This is a genomic window from Pseudomonas sp. 8O, assembly GCF_902506495.1.
Taxonomy (GTDB): Bacteria; Pseudomonadota; Gammaproteobacteria; order Pseudomonadales; family Pseudomonadaceae; genus Aquipseudomonas; species Aquipseudomonas chaetocerotis.
The window spans coordinates 1,113,231-1,128,404 of the sequence record NZ_LR733264.1 but is presented as its reverse complement, the minus strand read 5'-3'; the positions used below and the strand labels follow the sequence as shown (position 1 = coordinate 1,128,404).

Below are 15,174 nucleotides of genomic sequence, written 5' to 3'. Positions count from 1 at the left end.
CCAGCATTTGGCGACAAGGTGCGTCATCCATCGCAGGCTTCCCGCATCAGATCAATCCGTCATTGGCGCGCAATACATGGTCTTTGACCCAGGCTGCATCCTGCCCAACCAGAAACGACACCACGGCCGCTATATCCTCTGGCTGACCCAGGCGCTCCAGCGGGGGTATCCTGGCGAAGCGTTCGATCTGCTTGTCGCTCTCGCTGCTCAATAACAGCTCGAAGGTGTCTGCGGCCTACCGCGTGCCACCGCCCATGCCCATATCAATATCAACACCAGCCGAAACGGAGGCAGCGGTGAATCAACTCCTGCCGTCCCTCATTTCCTTACGCATTGAAGCCCGCATCCACCGTGATGACAGACCCAGTCATGAAGCTGGCGGCCGGACTCGCCAGGAAGGTGACGGCGGCGGCGATATCAGCCGGCGTACCATAGCGCCCCAGTGCGGTGAACTGTCGATTGATGTCCGCCCAGGGGCCATCCGCTGGATTCTGGTCGGTGTCGATCGGCCCGGGTTGTACCAGGTTGACCGTGATTCCCTGTGGGCCGAGATCGCGGGCAAGCCCTCGCGTCAATGCCAGCATCGCGGACTTGGTCATCGAGTACACGGTCAGTCCGGGAAAAGGCACGCGCTCGGCAACGCAGGAGCCAATGGTGATGATGCGCGCGCCCGGCTTGAGATGAGGCAAGGCCGCCTGGGACGCGAGCACGGCGGCTCGTGTGTTTACGTGTAGCAGCGCATCGATGTCTTCGAGGCTCATCTGCGCGAATGTACCGTCTCTTGAAATGCCCACGTTGTTGACAAGAATATCCAGCCCACCAAGGCCGCCGACCGCCTCCTCGATCGACCGCCGCACCGCAGCAGGGTCCGCACTGTCGGCTCGAATGGCGACGGCACGCCGACCTTTGGCCTCGATCATGCGAACCACTTCGGCAGCACGTTCCGGCGAGTTCAAAAAGGTGATCGCGACATCGGCGCCTTTGTCAGCAAGCGCCAGTGCAATCCCAGCACCGATCCCGCGCGAGGCGCCCGTCACCAAGGCGCGCTTGCCTTGCAGTTCCACTGTTCGTGCAGCGCCAATCTGCTCTCCGGCAACATCGGCTTGTCTCGCCGCTGTGGCTAGGCTGGGGAGCGTGACCGCGGCAACGCCTGCTGCTGCCGTCATCAGCATCCGGCGTCTACCGATATTGGTCAGGGGAATCTCGCTCATGAAGGTCTCCTCGCTTGTGGTCGTTTCGTCGGTTGATCGTCTGCTGGCGGATAGGGGCGCAAGATAGGGTCGTTATCGAATCCCAGCCGCACGCTTCAAGCACAGGGCATTCGGGACCAGCTGCCTCTGCCCTGTCACGGCGGCACGCTCGACCGCTGCAATAAGCCGGCTGCTGTGCAATGCGTGAGCAAAACCCGGGGTGTGGTACGTGCCCATCCTGAAGTCGCGTGCAAGACTTGCGTAAACCTCGCCCACATTGATTGCGGCGCCGGCCCAAAACCCGTCGGCCGTTGGACTGTTCCCCGTTGCGACAGGGAGGTCGGGCAATGCAAACGGCACACTTGCCGAAAGAGTCAGGTCCCCGACCTGGACGCCTGCCAGGTGATGGCCGCGCAGCGTGAGCGTGCCTTTCGATCCACGGACCTCCATCACGAACAGCGGGTCGCTTTCAACTCCTGCAAGGACCTGCACGGACACAGAAGCGCCCAGGCTCGTTTCGGCGATCAGGTCCAGGTGATCGACAACTTCACGGTGAGATGTTTCGCCGGTATCGACCACCGAAACGGTCGGCCAAATGAGCTTTGTCCGCGCATCGACCTCAGCGATGGGGCCCAGCACGGCCTCGACGACGTCAAGCACATGCGCGACCGTGATTGTCAGAAAGCTCGCCCCGGATGCAGCCTTGTTGAAATAGTCGTAGTTGCTGAGCGTGGTCGGGCCGTACCCGAATGTGGTGGCTTTCACGTTCGCCGAGAGCAATGTTCCAAGCTTGCCTGCGGCAATGATCTCGATGGCGCGTCTTACCGAAGGGTTCAACCGCCCTTGCAGTCCGATCGCGGTATGCAGCGATCCCGTGGCAGCAGCCATTTCTTCGGTCTCCGCCAACGTCGCGCCCAGTGGAGCTTCGCAATACACGGCTTTGCCGGCTTTCAGAGCGGCCAGAACCAGGTCCCTGTGCGCCGGCACTTTCACCGCAACGGTGACAAGATCGATGCTGTCGTCGCGGCAGAGATCGTACGGATTCGAGTACCAGCGTTCTGCACCGAAGGCTTTGGCGGCCGCCTTGGCACTTTCTTCCTTACGGGTAGCGACAGCCGCGAGTTTCAGTCCGGGTTGCGCCAGAATGGCGGGAATGTGGGATGCGCCGGCCCAACTGGCCCGAGTATCGGCGCCGATGATGCCGATGCGCAGAGGCGTGTTTGTCATGGCATGTTCCTTCCAGAGAGAAGAGGGATGGAGACGTGAGCGGTACAGGTCGGCGCACGTTGATGGACGCAGCTGCTTGCTCGATGGAAATGACATTACGCCGACGATTGATCGTGAAAAAGAGCCAAAAACCCACATCAGTGTTAACTATTTATTTACAATGAGAGCATGACTCCCTCACTACTCCCCTCGCTTGCGTGGTTTGCCCACATAGCCCGGCACCGCAGCTTTTCGCGTGCAGCAGAGGCCATGGGGGTTTCACGGGCGGCGCTATCGCAAAACCTCAAGGCGTTGGAGCAAGAGCTGGGGGTGAGGTTGATCAACCGCACCACACGACACATGTCCCTGACCGAAGCGGGACAGCAATTGTTCGACACCTTGCGGCCCAGTCTTGGTGAGATCGAATCGGCTATTCGTAATCTTGGCGACGCGACAGGGGTCCCTTCCGGTCTGATCCGGATCAACACATCACGCCTGGCGGCCAAGGCCCTGCTCGAACCGCATCTGACAGAGTTTCACGTACGCTTTCCGAAGGTCGCACTCGAACTGGTCATGGCCGATGGTCTGTCGAATATCATCGCCGACGGGTGCGACGCGGGCATACGACTGGGGCAGGCGCTGGCTGAGCATGTGGTCGCCGTCCCGATCAGCCCACCTCTGTCCATGGCAGTCGTGGCGTCCCCGGCCTATCTCGAACGGCATGGCACCCCGAAGACCCCCTCGGATCTCGCCGCGCACAACTGCATCAACTACCGCTTCGCGGGCAGCGGTGCACTGCATGACTGGGACTTCACCGAGCCCGGCCAGAACGGACGCCACTTCACCCAGGCGGTAACCGGAAGCCTGACCGTCAACGACGATGGCTGCATGACTCGGGCTGCCCTTCAGGGGCTTGGGCTGATGCAGATCGTCGACATTGCCATCCAGCGACCGCTGGCAGAGGGTCGCCTGGTGCGCGTCCTGCACGATTGGACCCATCACCATGCGGCCTTCTGCCTGTACGTATCCTCACGGGAGCAAATGCCCGCCAAGATGCGTGCATTGATCGATTTCCTGGTGGAGAAACGAGAGCAGCTTCTACACCGTTAGAGCGCTGATTTCGCTGAGAGCGATGCCGGCCCGGAATGACGTACCCACGCGTGTAAGCATGCTCACTGGTGATGATCCACGCTGGATAGCGAATAGTGCCGAGTAAAAACTATCGCCTTTCGTCACAGCGCCACGGCTTGTGCTACACGCAATGACCAGAGATCACTGCAAGCAGAAACCTCAGCCGCAGCAACATCCCTCCAGCCTGCGATTGCGGTACGGCTGCAAGAACGGGGTCACTATCAACATCAGCATCCCTACAGCCACCAACAGCCACAAGGCTGACTGGAAGTGGCCCGCACTGTCGCGCAGGTATCCCATGAGGAGCGGACCGGCAGCGCCGATCAGATAACTCTGCAACATCACAAAGGCCGTCCAGGCGCCAGCCTCCTCAGGCGTCGAAGCATTGTCCAGCGGTAAGGTCATGCCCAAGGTGAAGGCACCTCCGGTACCAAAGGCTGCAATCGCGGCTGTCACCAACGGCATGGCATCAGGCGCAACGGCCATCGCCAGGCTGCCCAGCAAGGCGATGCTGGAACTCGCTGCAAGCAGCAGGCGTCGATCATCGCTGCGGCTGAGCAAGCCAAACACCGGGTTGGCGAGCATGAACCCCAGGGTATAGCTGGCCAGGATCAGGCCAGCCGAACTGGCGCTCTCGCCACGCTCGATATACATCGGTGCCAACCAGGCAATCAGGCAATCAGGGCGTAGAACACCAGGTTGTTGCAGGCGAAGAACAGTGCGATCAGCCAGGCCGTAGGATTGCGCAGCGGCATCCTGGGCACCGGCTTCGATGAGACGGCGACGGGTTCGGCAAGACTGCGACGTTCGATCACTCCCCAGGCGATGATCGCCAGGAGTGCCGGCAGTACCCAGAAACCGCCTGCCCAACGCCAATCACCAATCAATTGATCGATCGGGCCGGTCGCCACCGCAGCGACCGTGCTGCCCAGGCCGATTGCCGTTGCATAAATACCCATGAACAACGCGATACGAGTCGGCGAGCGCGCCTTCACGTAACTGGAAAACAGCGTTCCGGCGACCGCGATACCTGCCCCGACTGCCGCAGTACTGGCAAACAACTGCCCAATGGAGCCCGCCAGTGCACGCAAGATGATCGCGGCGCCCAGCACAATCAGCGCCAGCAGGATGATCCGGTCACGTCCAAATCGATGCGCCAGCCAGGGTGCGGGCAATGCCAGCAATCCCATCAGCAAGGTCGGAATCGCGGTCAGCAGCGAGGCCTGGGTATGAGTCAATCCCAGCTCATCGATGATGGCGGTCAGCAAGGGCCCCATGGAAACGATGCCCGGGCGCAGCGTGAGCGCGACGAGCAGGATACACACGACCACGGCTGCGACTGACGGAGCACGAACGTCGCTGCCAGCCAAGGCCGGATACGCCAGACCAGGCGTAACATCGCGTTTGATCGGTACGGATTTGACAGACATGACGAAGACTTCCTACGCAGTGAGCAGTTACGCAGGCGTGTCCCCGTCCATTCGCGTCGAGGCCACGCAGCCAGATGTAAACGTCAGCCCGAGTAGGTCGGGTAGTCCGTCAGGCCCTTCTCCGTGCCACCATAAACAGTGGCAGGATCCAGTGGGTTGAGCGGCCAGCCATTGGCGATGCGTGCAGGCAGATCGGGGTTGGCGATGAAAGGACGACCGAATGCGATCAGGTCGGCCAGCCCCGCCTCGATCAGCCGCTCACCACGCTCGGCGGTATAACGACCGGCGTAGAGAATCTTCCCGCTGAAGTTCGCGCGTACGTCGCGGCGGAAGCTCTCGGGCAGATCCGGCGCGTTGTCCCAGTCCGCCTCGGCGATCGACACATAGGCCACACCTGCTGCCTCCAGCACCTTGATCGCCTCGATATAGGTGGTGTGCGGGTCCTCTTCGACCAGGCCGATGTACACCCGGTCCTGATCGGTGCCGGTGAACAACGGGGTGAGGCGCACACCAAGGCGATCCGCGCCTACGGCAGCGGCCACGGCCTCCACGATCTCGCGCAGAAAGCGCAGGCGGTTCTCCAGGGAGCCACCGTAAGCATCATCGCGCTGGTTGGAATGTGCGGAGATGAACTGATTGACCAGATAACCGTTGGCTGCGTGAATCTCCACGCCATCGAAACCGGCATCGATGGCATTGCGCGCAGCCTGGGCGTACTGCCCGACCAGATCGCGGATCTCAGCCAACTCCAGTGCGCGTGGAAGCGACGGCTGAACCAGCTCGCCGACACCAGGGCCGGTCTGAATGAACGCTTTGACCTTCTGCGCCTGAATGGCGGATGGCGCCACGGGCGCCTGCCCGTCAGGCTGAAGCGCGTTATGGGAAACGCGACCGACGTGCCAGAGCTGGGCGAAGATCACGCCACCTTCGGCGTGCACCGCTTCGGTCACCTTGCGCCAGCCATCGATCTGAGCCTGGCTGTAGATACCGGGCGTCCAGGCATAGCCTTGGCCACGCGGTTCGATCTGGGTGCCCTCACTGACCATGAAGCCGGCACTGGCACGCTGGCGGTAATAAGTGGCCATCAGATCAGTCGCGATATCGCCTGGCTGGGCGCTGCGCTGACGAGTCAACGGCGGCAGCACGATGCGATTCTTGAGCGTGATGCGTCCCATGTCGATGGGGGCAAACAGAGCAGCATGTTTCATGATTTCTATCCTGTTGTTCAGGCGACTGCACTTATCGACAGGCGCACGGGCGCGAATGGACGCACCTGGCGCCCAAAGGCTTGATGATTTTTTGGGGAGCGACTTCTCGGAGTAGAGAGGCCGCTCAGGCGTTACGTCTCGATCCGATGCAATCGCAGGCGCTCAGAGCGGGCGCACAGTGCGCCCGCTCATTGCTTGCACGGGTTCGTCTGAACCTTGCAGATTGCGCGAATCAAGCCAGCAGTTTGAGCAAAGCGTTGGCTGCGGACTCGGAACTGGCGGGGTTCTGACCAGTGACCAGGCGCCCGTCGACGACGGTGAACGACTGCCAGTCGCCGGCTTTCTCATAACGTGCGCCAAGTGCCTGGAACTCGTCCTCGATGAGGAAAGGCACCACGTCAGTCAGTTCTACAGCGGCCTCTTCGCTGTTGGTGAAACCCGTCACCCGGCGACCCTTGACCAGCGGCTCGCCATTCGCAGCCTTGACGTGGCGCAGCACGCCCGGAGCATGGCAGACGAAACCGATTGGCTTACCGGCGCGCTCGAAGCTTTCGATCAGGGCGATGGATATATCCGACTCCGCCAGATCCCACAGAGGGCCATGGCCGCCTGGGTAGAACACCGTGTCGAAATCCTCAGCCTTCACCTCACTGAGCTTCACCGTGCTGGCCAGGGCTTGCTGCGCGGCCGGATCGGCAGCAAAACGGTGGGTCGCCTCGGTCTGGAAGTCCGGCAGATCACTCTTGGGATCCAGAGGCGGCTGGCCACCGGCTGGCGAGGCCAGCACGATATCGGCACCGGCGTCCTTGAAGACGTAGTAAGGGGCGGCGAACTCTTCCAGCCAGAAGCCGGTTTTCTTGCCGGTGTTACCCAGCTTGTCATGGGATGTCAGAACCATCAGAACTTTCATGATCATTGCCTCATAGTGGGTATTGCATTGGTTTCGACCGACCCTTGCCGGTCATGGGTTCACTGGTTATCGAGAAGATGTTGCGTCTGCTGTAGTGCCTCTTCGAACGCGTGTTGGGTACGGGTGATCTTGGTCATCACACTGGCCCCCAACCACATCGCATAGAGCCTCAGTGCCAGCTGAGCGGGCGTAGCAACGATGGTTACCGTGCCCTCCTCCACGCCTCTGCTGATCGCTGCCTCCAGCCGCTCGACGATCTGCGCAGTACCGCGCTGAAGTGCCAAGCGCATCGGTTCGGAAAGATCGGCGACTTCGGCGCCTAACTTGACGGCCAGGCATTTACCGCACTCGACCTGACTGGTCTGGTTGGAGATCCACAGTTGCCAGTAACGCATCAGCGCGTTATGGGCGCTGGTTGCCCGGTCCTGAAAAATGCGATCCATGTCAGCCAAATAGGTCTCGAAGTAATGCTCCAGCAGCGCCGTGCCGAACGCGTCCTTCGAAGCGAAGTAGTGATAGAAGGAACCCTTCGGCACACCCGCAGCATTCAGCACCTCATTGAGCCCAACCGCAGAGAAACCTTTACGGGCGATGATCGATTGAGCGGCGTCGAAAATGCGCTGCCGGGTCTGGTTGCTGTCAGTGGTTGTCATGGCTGCCTGCCTCAGTAGACCAGTCGTCTAGTTCGTTGGGGCCATGTTAGGAATCGCCACCGACAGCAGCAATGTCATATCCGCAAGGATTTCGGACATGCACCGCGAGCCGATTGCGCAAACCACCTAGCCCTCCGACAATCGACGCATGCCCGCAGAAAGGAAATGATCGATGCATACCGTGGCGTTGGTGGTTTACCCGCAATTCCAGGCGCTGAGCCTGTCGGTCGGTTCCGTCTTCGAGTGCGCCAACCTCCTGCATGGCGCGCCGGTCTATGGATTCACCCTGGTATCCGAGACCGGTGGAGCCGTGATGTCGTCTCAGGGTTTCTCGGTCAATACCGAGGCGCTCGGCCTGGCTGGCTATGACACCGTCATCGTCAGCGGCTACCTGGAGTTGGGTGAACCCAGTCCCGAACTGCTGACCTGTCTATCCAGCGCCAGCTCGCAATCGCGGCGTATTGCATCACTGTGCACAGGTGTCTTCGTGCTCGCCGAAGCCGGCCTATTGGAGGGCAAACGGGTCACGACTCATTGGTTGCACGTGCCCGAGTTCAAGAAACGTCACCCCAACGTCAGAATCGATGATGACCGGCTGTTCGTGGTCGATGGGCATATCTGGACAGGTGCAGGCATGAGTGCCGGAGTGGATCTTGCGCTGGCCATGGTAGAGAACGACCTGGGGCCTGACTTGGCCCGCCGCGTGGCCCGCAAACTGGTAATCGCCCAGCGCAGAGGTGCCGAGCAATCACAGCTCTCGGCGCTGCTGGAGATAGACCCGAAATCCGACCGCGTGCAACTGGCGATGGCCTATGCGCGCGAAAACCTGCGCAGCGATCTCTCGGTCGAGGCACTGGCAGATGTCGCGCGACTTAGCCCGCGCCAGTTCAGCCGGGTGTTCCGCGAGGAAACCGGGAAAACGCCGGCGAAAGCAATCGAAAGCCTGCGATTGGAGGCCGCGCGCGTAATGATGGAGACGAGCCGTCATCCCGTAGAAGTGATCGCCCGCGAAACCGGTTTCGGCGACCGCGAACGCATGCGCCAGGCGTTTCTGCGTGCCTATGGCAAACCGCCGCAACTGATGAGAGATGAGCTGTACGAAACGGCCAATAGCCATGGCTGAACGCTCTGAGCAGAGCCCACTACCGACAGGTACGTCTGATGATATTCAGGTGACCACTACAGAGCGGCGTACCAGCCAGGTGATCACCACATCCATCGTTTGCGCGGATCAACCTCGCCCCTGCCGCCCTGCACCCACTTCGTAAGAAGAAAAATCTGCGTAGCGAGGAAGATCCGGGCTGGCTGCTCGCGGCCCCCTTGCAGGGAACGCTCCAGCACCTGATATGGGCACTTGCAGAGCCATCACTTGGCTGCTGACGACACCTTCGAAGAGAGTTCTACCGGCTCGACCAGGGCGTTGTGACTGCTGCGGCCAAGCAGGTTGCTGGTCATTTCCAGCTGCTTGTCGAGATCGAGGTTGATAGCGTGCATGCGCTTGATCATCTGCCGTGCTGAACGCTGCAGATCAGCATCCTGACTGCGCAGTTGCTCGAATGCCATGAACGTTACGGCCGAAGCCATGCTCCTGACGCTACGCGTAGTCGCGCCGAGCAGCTGAGCCAACAACTCATTGTTCGTTGAATCCAGGATGTCGCGGTACATATCTTTCATGGCCATAGCCTTTGTGCAGGGAGTGGGCGAAATGAACTGACACGCTGCCAATCCAGTACGTTCAGCCGCTGCGCGAGGGCGGGACAGGCGTCACCTAACTGCTCTACCTGTCGATAGAAGGTGGCGTCGACCTGCCGATGCGGCCAGATTGTTATCAGGCCTGCAGAATGCGGAAATCTTGATCTGGATCACATCAGAAGAATCCTAAAGATGGATCGGTATTGACGACACATGTACGAAAGCGCGGCAAAGGCCAAGACAACGAACGGACTGCAAAAGAATCGCCACTGCAGAACCGAGCACCAATGTGAAGCTTTGATCCTGATATGCGGCTCTGTCGCCCTCACCGGGCTATTGATCGACATGGGCAGATCGAATGCGAATCGTCTGCACCATTAGTCAGCAAGCCATGAACAAGGCAATGCTCAACAAGCGACCACTCATCGGCACAGCCTCGCCGCGCACCAGCCAGTCATAAAACACGTAGCAAAAGCCCTATCGATACCTGCCATCATTATCAAACATCGATAATCAGGGTGGCACTTATACGGGCCGAATAGCGGTTGACGCTTATTGAACTGCACAACTCAGAACCCTATAAAAATTGAGTGCGACGCATATAAAAACCAAATCGGTGACTACTAGAAGGCAGCACACAATCAAAAAACACCGATATTTATTCTACTTACGCCCCCTCCCTCTAGTCCGCCAGCTCCGCTGATCATGTCGTCTGCCATTTAAAACCACCTCGCCAGTGCTTCAACGCCTGCTGTGGGCAGCCAATGGCCTCGAAGCGCTCACGGTCTTGAATGCTGCAGCCAGAGAAGAAGTAAAAACTCGGATTCTAGCGGCTGCGCACAAGCGGTGACGTGATGTAAAGCAACGCTTTTTCATCGCAGATGTTGCAATCGGTTGCGCCAGCCCCCCAACAGCCACTCATAGAGTTTTTTATTCGTCAAGATGATGGCAGATTCACTACAAAATCGCGCAAATTCGCCACTAGAATAAAAATAAAACAACAATATCAATAAGATAAAAATTTTTATGCATGCCTTTCTTTTTTCTCCAGACTCACCTAGACCTTAAGAAAATTCTGAAAGTGTGCTGCTTCCTAAGCGTCAATGCTCAGATGGCATCAAGCCCGAGCGACACAGCAGCCCTGGATGGACCTGCAACACAATGCAAAACCTAGTGTGAACTCAGGAGAATAGTATGAACGCCAAAAGACAATTGACCCTCCTCCCCCTGTTACTGGTAGCCGCCATCGGTTACTCCACCAGCGAAGCCGCTGCACTTTCAGGGCAAATCACTGTCACCGGACAAATCGTTGAGGCGCCGTGCACGTTGCAAGGCAACACCCAATCCATCAATACATCCTGCTGGGTTAACTACAAGACACAGAACAACCATATCAATGCCCAGGCTCTGCGCAGCTCAAATCAGGCGGTTTATATCGACTCCAGGGGGCTGTCCATCGCCTATAAAGAGCAACGGGCAAACACCCACCTGTATCAGGTTGACTACCAATAGTAGTTCAACAGCTGTCGCAGACTGCCTTGACGAAAGATAAAAATCAACAACAAACAACTCATGCAAGCATAGACATGATCTTTTATATCCATTGAGCCACCCTGTGTTTTCGCGCAGGGCGGCTCGTTCATTTGCATTACTGCGGTGGATGACATATTTGATGAAGCCACTCGCACAGTTGACCACGCGGAATTATTTTCCAAACAGTTTCAAAAACAGCACTCACTGATAATCCAGCGCCACAAATACCGTTGCCCTGAAGCTTTCCAGAATAATACTCTTGCTGTTCTGGGCGGTGGGTTCGACTTCAAGGTAGGCTTGCAGTGCAATCGCTCCATCCTCCGGCACAACGGTAATACCGTGCCCCCTCATCGCGTTGACCGCTAACCTCTGACCGTCGGTTGCTTGTAGGCCAATCACCACGCCACGGGCCATGCCGGTACCGTCGAAAACCAGCAAGCCTGGCAACTCGCGGCTCTCGTTACCTGCCATGCGCAGCCTGGCGCCAGCCAGCACTCGGCTATCGCATGCATTCAAGCGCAATGTGAAACTCCGGGCGGGGGTCAGGCCATAGCGGTACAGGTAACGGTCGATCACAGACTTGAAATCCAACTGGATTTCGCTGCTATCAGCATGCAGGGTACAGGGTGTACTGGCTGGCACTGCCGAGGGGTCAGGAATGTCTGCTGCTCGGGTAAGACCGCCTTGTGCGGTCATTGCCATAACGGTCAACAGGCAGATGAAACCGTTTTTTTTCATAGTGATCATCTCTTTATCAGCGCTGTTCCGAGTAATGGATCAGTGCTGCTCTCGACGTGGTTCACTGTTTATCGGCTAAGGGGGTAATCGCGCGAAACCGCCATCACCTAACCTGTGCCGTCACGAACAAAGCGAAAAAAAGCCGCACGATGGCGGCCTAAAAACAGGGGTTCTGCAGACACTCGGGCAGACTATCTAGCGCCCCCTTAGAAATGCGCTTAGTAAAGCTGTATCTCTTCAAATGAAAACATCGTACGGAAAACTGAACATATCCAGCCTCAATAAAACCTCACCTTTCAGCAAAATTGAGATTGGCCTGTCAGGTATCAATTTCACATTAATGTTGCTGTTGATCATGTCTGATCCGGTCATGGCGATTGGCTAAACAGCCAAGAACGCTTATGACCCTCAGTAGAAGTCGGCGAATACCATGAAATATATCTGGGCTGGCCCCGTCGAAGCAGTGGGCTGCACAGTCAACTCACTGGTCATCTTGAACGAGGTGTTTCCTGCCTGCACGCTCAGATTTCGAGTGGACATACCATTGAACAGCATTTTTGCAGATAGTCCGCTCGGAGCATTGGAGAGCTGAGAGCTTAGTCTTGCGTTAGCCGAGAGGTTACAGTTGATGGCACCGTCGACTTCGATGCTTGATGTTTCGCCGACACCAATAGTGCCGTGGTCAATCTCCGACGGAAGATTAAGCGTGCACACCAGATTAGGGGGCGGTATCGTACCACATTGCGCGCCGGGGAGTATATCGCCGGTGCGAGTGTTACTACTCGAGCCCTGAAAAATCTGGAAGCCATAACAGGTTTGAAGGAAGTCATGCCTGACTGGACTACTCCAGGTCAGTTGAACGAATTGGTCAGAAAGTGGATAGCTCTGACTCCACAGGAACCATGCATCTCTTGCACTGCCGTATTGCGGAATTTTAACTTTCCTAGATATGCCCCAGGGATTATTAATACCGCCGTAACCGGATCCTCTGGCATCCCAGGGTCCAACCAGTACGAAACAACCGCTGGCATCAAAGCAGATAGGCGAGTCGTTGAGCTCTGAGGTCCAGCCATACTGAAACTCTCCATATCCAGTACTCCGGTTAACCGATATGACCGCCGCCCAAGCCGAAGCCTGCAGCTCATTGGTAACGGATAGCAACAGCCCTGCAATGAACGTCAGAACCAGATAACTGATTCTATTTCTATGTGGTTTTCTCATCTTTCACTCAACCTCTACCCGCCTACCGATACGGGCAATAGCGCTCTATTCTCTGAGCGACAGCGAGTTCGCTGCCGGTCACGTTAAAAGCCTGGCCACAGGTACCAACAGTACACTGATGACACGTGTTACAGCCTTAGCGCTGTTTATTCATAATCCAGTGCAAAATAGGCCGTGGCTTTGAAGTCGCCCAAGACGATGGACTGGCTAGTAACTGCAGTTGGCTCTGCCTTGAGGTAAGCCTGCAACGGGATGGTCATATCGCCAGACGGCAATGCAAGCAGCAGGCCACTGGTGTCATTGATTTTCAGCGGCTGCCCGCCTGCGGTTTGCAAGGCTACTGCCACGCCCTTTGCTGTACTGCTCGGATCGAAAGCGAGCAGGCCGGGCAGTTCGATGCTTTCGGTGCCGCTGAAGGTCAACCTGACGCCGGTCAGTACACTGTTGTCGCAATCGTCCAGGCGCAATGTGAAGGGACGAGCGGGCGTTTCGCCATAGCGGTACAGGTAGCGGTCGATTACGGTGTTGAAGTCCAGTTCTATATCGTCGTCACCTGCGTGTAAGTCGCAGGCGGCTTCGACGAGTGCGCCGGTGAATTCAAGATTGTCCGCAGCCTGAGCAAGGCCGCCAAATAGAAACGGCGATAGCAGCGCCAGGGCCAGACCGGCACGCTTAAAACGGTTGGGGGTGTGCCATTGAGTCATGGTGCGCGCTCCTATTGGTAGTCGGCCATCAGGGTGGCGGTGGCATTGAATACGCCTGTCGCCGGCGTATTTGCAGGGTCAGCTACCGGCACGGCTTCGAGTACTGGCGGACTGGCGGGATCGACGACGATTGGCGTATTGAGAGTGAACGGCACCCCGCCACGGTTGACGCGAATACCCAAGCCGACGACGTTGGTCTGGATGGCTGCGTCATCGAACGATGTTTCGGTGCCTTTGAGTGTCAGGTGCACCGTACCGACATCCGCGCAGGTGATCTGATAATTGATGGGTTTGCTGTAATTCACGCCATTAAGGTTGCGGATGATCACGGCGTTACCGAAGTCCAACTGGAGTAGTTGCCCCCCGCTGATAGTGCAGGGAACGGACTCGATCAGTCCGCCCGAGAAGTTAACCTGAACGGCCTGGGAGCTAGTAGCAACAGCCAGTGCCAGCCACAGCAGAGGGGAAATATGTTTGCTTTTCATCTCTGCGTCCTCACTGATAGTCGACCAGCAGCGTGGCTGCTGCGGTGAAGGTGCCACCGCTCAGGGTGCTGCCTGCTGCCTTTATAGGGACAGCGGAGAATGCGGGTATGGTCGGATAATTCATGAGATTCCATGAATTTAATGGAAAAAAAGCGTTATTTAGGCGCAGTTCAATCGCCAAATCAGAATTGGTTGTTCTCAGTACGTTTGGTTTGAAGCTTGCGTCATCGCCTTTAAACTGCAATTTGATCGCACGACCGAGAGCGACCGCCTGGCTACAGTCCAGAGTAAAAGTGATGGGGCGTACATAATTAGAGCCGTCGATACGTCCTGCCAGCATCTCATTGCCAAAGTCCACACTGATATCGGTATTGCCATTGATCACACAGGGCGGCGGAGCCACCAGCGAGCCGCTAAAGTAGACATCGATCGCTTGTGCCGAGGTGGCGCAACCGAACGTAGCGAGCAGCAGTGCGGCACATAGTGCTGTACGCTTGCCGGAGCGGTGATAAATAAACTTGCTCATAGTACCTCCACCGTCAATACCACCGAGGTACCGAAGTTACCCGTTGGCAAATTGGCACCGGTTTTTTTCACAGGTACAGCCATAAAGTTTAGTGCACCTACAGCACCCACTTCGAACACTTCATTAAGATTCAACTGGGTGCTGTCCGGCTTGAGCAAACGCACGCCCAGATCGGAAAAATTGGTTGCCAGCACAGTGGGGTCGAACATGGCAGCGCCACCAGCACTCGTAAATTTAAAACGCAAGGATGATGGATTACCGGAGCAGTTCAGGCTAACGGGGATCGGTTTCTTGTAATTGACGCCATCGATCATATCAGTGCGCATTTCGCCAAAGAGTACTTCTATATACCCAGAAGCATTACCCATGATGGTGCATCGCGGCCCATCAACCACCGTAGCCTTGACTGTGACTAACTGGCCGACAGCGAGCGCCGGCTGCACCGAGCACGCCATGCACACGGCAACACAGGCCGCATAGCGGGATGCGGCCTTGCCCCACCTATGCAGGGGGCTTTGCTTGGAAAATTTGATCATCACTCAACCTG

The 15,174-nt window shown here is 57.5% G+C and carries 18 protein-coding genes; 3 read left to right on the top strand and 15 right to left on the bottom strand.

Annotated elements, in window-relative coordinates:
- Positions 1 to 46: 46 nt before the first annotated feature.
- From GV002_RS07930 to GV002_RS07920, 3 genes are all read right to left on the bottom strand, one after another.
- Positions 47 to 211, bottom strand: coding sequence for a hypothetical protein (locus tag GV002_RS07930; protein ID WP_160017805.1), 165 nt, complete (start codon positions 209 to 211; stop codon positions 47 to 49).
- 115 nt (positions 212 to 326) lie between these two features.
- Positions 327 to 1,211: an SDR family NAD(P)-dependent oxidoreductase gene (locus tag GV002_RS07925; protein ID WP_256667048.1), complete on the bottom strand. Its 885-nt coding sequence runs from the start codon at positions 1,209 to 1,211 to the stop codon at positions 327 to 329.
- A 72-nt stretch (positions 1,212 to 1,283) separates the two neighbouring features.
- Positions 1,284 to 2,417, bottom strand: a complete 1,134-nt coding sequence (locus GV002_RS07920) for a Gfo/Idh/MocA family protein (protein WP_160017804.1) — start codon at positions 2,415 to 2,417, stop codon at positions 1,284 to 1,286.
- A gap of 168 nt (positions 2,418 to 2,585) precedes the next feature.
- On the opposite strand from GV002_RS07920, the gene GV002_RS07915 reads away from it, so the two are divergent.
- Positions 2,586 to 3,506 carry a LysR family transcriptional regulator gene (locus GV002_RS07915; RefSeq protein ID WP_160017803.1) on the top strand — a complete coding sequence of 307 codons (921 nt, stop codon included), beginning with the start codon at positions 2,586 to 2,588 and terminating at the stop codon, positions 3,504 to 3,506.
- A gap of 180 nt (positions 3,507 to 3,686) precedes the next feature.
- Here GV002_RS07915 and GV002_RS24280 read toward each other — a convergent pair whose 3' ends face one another.
- The 5 genes from GV002_RS24280 to GV002_RS07895 form a co-directional block, all read right to left on the bottom strand.
- Positions 3,687 to 4,181 (bottom strand): CynX/NimT family MFS transporter, encoded by a 495-nt coding sequence (locus tag GV002_RS24280; protein ID WP_256667047.1) that lies wholly within the window; start codon positions 4,179 to 4,181, stop codon positions 3,687 to 3,689.
- Between the two features lie 17 nt (positions 4,182 to 4,198).
- Complete coding sequence (locus GV002_RS24275) at positions 4,199 to 4,957, bottom strand: CynX/NimT family MFS transporter (protein WP_256667046.1); 759 nt, start codon at positions 4,955 to 4,957, stop codon at positions 4,199 to 4,201.
- 83 nt (positions 4,958 to 5,040) lie between these two features.
- Complete coding sequence (locus GV002_RS07905; RefSeq protein ID WP_160017802.1) at positions 5,041 to 6,165, bottom strand: alkene reductase; 1,125 nt, start codon at positions 6,163 to 6,165, stop codon at positions 5,041 to 5,043.
- Positions 6,166 to 6,397: 232 nt separating this feature from the next.
- Entirely contained in the window at positions 6,398 to 7,075 is a 678-nt protein-coding gene (locus GV002_RS07900) for a type 1 glutamine amidotransferase domain-containing protein (protein WP_160017801.1), read from the bottom strand.
- Between the two features lie 59 nt (positions 7,076 to 7,134).
- Positions 7,135 to 7,728: a TetR/AcrR family transcriptional regulator gene (locus GV002_RS07895; RefSeq protein ID WP_160017800.1), complete on the bottom strand. Its 594-nt coding sequence runs from the start codon at positions 7,726 to 7,728 to the stop codon at positions 7,135 to 7,137.
- Between the two features lie 172 nt (positions 7,729 to 7,900).
- Between GV002_RS07895 and GV002_RS07890 the strand changes: the two genes are divergently transcribed.
- On the top strand, positions 7,901 to 8,851 hold the full coding sequence (locus GV002_RS07890) for a GlxA family transcriptional regulator (protein WP_160017799.1): 951 nt from the start codon (positions 7,901 to 7,903) through the stop codon (positions 8,849 to 8,851).
- 242 nt (positions 8,852 to 9,093) lie between these two features.
- Here the strand turns inward: GV002_RS07890 and GV002_RS07885 are convergent, their stop codons facing one another.
- On the bottom strand, positions 9,094 to 9,402 hold the full coding sequence (locus GV002_RS07885) for a hypothetical protein (RefSeq protein ID WP_256667045.1): 309 nt from the start codon (positions 9,400 to 9,402) through the stop codon (positions 9,094 to 9,096).
- A 1,212-nt stretch (positions 9,403 to 10,614) separates the two neighbouring features.
- Here GV002_RS07885 and GV002_RS07880 point away from each other — a divergent pair.
- Positions 10,615 to 10,932, top strand: coding sequence for a hypothetical protein (locus GV002_RS07880; protein WP_160017798.1), 318 nt, complete (start codon positions 10,615 to 10,617; stop codon positions 10,930 to 10,932).
- Between the two features lie 222 nt (positions 10,933 to 11,154).
- Here GV002_RS07880 and GV002_RS07875 read toward each other — a convergent pair whose 3' ends face one another.
- The 6 genes from GV002_RS07875 to GV002_RS07850 all read right to left on the bottom strand — a co-directional run bounded on the left by GV002_RS07875 (position 11,155) and on the right by GV002_RS07850 (position 15,163).
- Positions 11,155 to 11,691 (bottom strand): fimbrial protein, encoded by a 537-nt coding sequence (locus GV002_RS07875; protein WP_160017797.1) that lies wholly within the window; start codon positions 11,689 to 11,691, stop codon positions 11,155 to 11,157.
- A gap of 408 nt (positions 11,692 to 12,099) precedes the next feature.
- Positions 12,100 to 12,912, bottom strand: a complete 813-nt coding sequence (locus tag GV002_RS07870) for a hypothetical protein (RefSeq protein ID WP_160017796.1) — start codon at positions 12,910 to 12,912, stop codon at positions 12,100 to 12,102.
- A 146-nt stretch (positions 12,913 to 13,058) separates the two neighbouring features.
- Positions 13,059 to 13,616 (bottom strand): fimbrial protein, encoded by a 558-nt coding sequence (locus GV002_RS07865; protein ID WP_160017795.1) that lies wholly within the window; start codon positions 13,614 to 13,616, stop codon positions 13,059 to 13,061.
- 11 nt (positions 13,617 to 13,627) lie between these two features.
- Complete coding sequence (locus tag GV002_RS07860) at positions 13,628 to 14,101, bottom strand: fimbrial protein (RefSeq protein ID WP_160017794.1); 474 nt, start codon at positions 14,099 to 14,101, stop codon at positions 13,628 to 13,630.
- A gap of 10 nt (positions 14,102 to 14,111) precedes the next feature.
- Positions 14,112 to 14,627 (bottom strand): fimbrial protein, encoded by a 516-nt coding sequence (locus GV002_RS07855; RefSeq protein ID WP_160017793.1) that lies wholly within the window; start codon positions 14,625 to 14,627, stop codon positions 14,112 to 14,114.
- Positions 14,624 to 15,163, bottom strand: a complete 540-nt coding sequence (locus tag GV002_RS07850) for a fimbrial protein (RefSeq protein WP_160017792.1) — start codon at positions 15,161 to 15,163, stop codon at positions 14,624 to 14,626. Before GV002_RS07850 ends, GV002_RS07855 begins: the two co-directional genes overlap by 4 nt.
- Between the last annotated feature and the right edge of the window lie 11 nt (positions 15,164 to 15,174).

Bases quoted from the DNA above. Each gene is read 5' to 3' on its own strand.
- GV002_RS07925 (WP_256667048.1), bottom strand. From the start codon at position 1,211: ATGAGCGAGATTCCCCTGACCAATATCGGTAGACGCCGGATGCTGATG.
- GV002_RS07920 (WP_160017804.1), bottom strand. From the start codon at position 2,417: ATGACAAACACGCCTCTGCGCATCGGCATCATCGGCGCCGATACTCGG.
- GV002_RS07915 (WP_160017803.1), top strand. From the start codon at position 2,586: ATGACTCCCTCACTACTCCCCTCGCTTGCGTGGTTTGCCCACATAGCC.
- GV002_RS24280 (WP_256667047.1), bottom strand. From the start codon at position 4,181: ATGTATATCGAGCGTGGCGAGAGCGCCAGTTCGGCTGGCCTGATCCTG.
- GV002_RS24275 (WP_256667046.1), bottom strand. From the start codon at position 4,957: ATGTCTGTCAAATCCGTACCGATCAAACGCGATGTTACGCCTGGTCTG.
- GV002_RS07905 (WP_160017802.1), bottom strand. From the start codon at position 6,165: ATGAAACATGCTGCTCTGTTTGCCCCCATCGACATGGGACGCATCACG.
- GV002_RS07900 (WP_160017801.1), bottom strand. From the start codon at position 7,075: ATGAAAGTTCTGATGGTTCTGACATCCCATGACAAGCTGGGTAACACC.
- GV002_RS07895 (WP_160017800.1), bottom strand. From the start codon at position 7,728: ATGACAACCACTGACAGCAACCAGACCCGGCAGCGCATTTTCGACGCC.
- GV002_RS07890 (WP_160017799.1), top strand. From the start codon at position 7,901: ATGCATACCGTGGCGTTGGTGGTTTACCCGCAATTCCAGGCGCTGAGC.
- GV002_RS07885 (WP_256667045.1), bottom strand. From the start codon at position 9,402: ATGAAAGATATGTACCGCGACATCCTGGATTCAACGAACAATGAGTTG.
- GV002_RS07880 (WP_160017798.1), top strand. From the start codon at position 10,615: ATGAACGCCAAAAGACAATTGACCCTCCTCCCCCTGTTACTGGTAGCC.
- GV002_RS07875 (WP_160017797.1), bottom strand. From the start codon at position 11,691: ATGAAAAAAAACGGTTTCATCTGCCTGTTGACCGTTATGGCAATGACC.
- GV002_RS07870 (WP_160017796.1), bottom strand. From the start codon at position 12,912: ATGAGAAAACCACATAGAAATAGAATCAGTTATCTGGTTCTGACGTTC.
- GV002_RS07865 (WP_160017795.1), bottom strand. From the start codon at position 13,616: ATGACTCAATGGCACACCCCCAACCGTTTTAAGCGTGCCGGTCTGGCC.
- GV002_RS07860 (WP_160017794.1), bottom strand. From the start codon at position 14,101: ATGAAAAGCAAACATATTTCCCCTCTGCTGTGGCTGGCACTGGCTGTT.
- GV002_RS07855 (WP_160017793.1), bottom strand. From the start codon at position 14,627: ATGAGCAAGTTTATTTATCACCGCTCCGGCAAGCGTACAGCACTATGT.
- GV002_RS07850 (WP_160017792.1), bottom strand. From the start codon at position 15,163: ATGATCAAATTTTCCAAGCAAAGCCCCCTGCATAGGTGGGGCAAGGCC.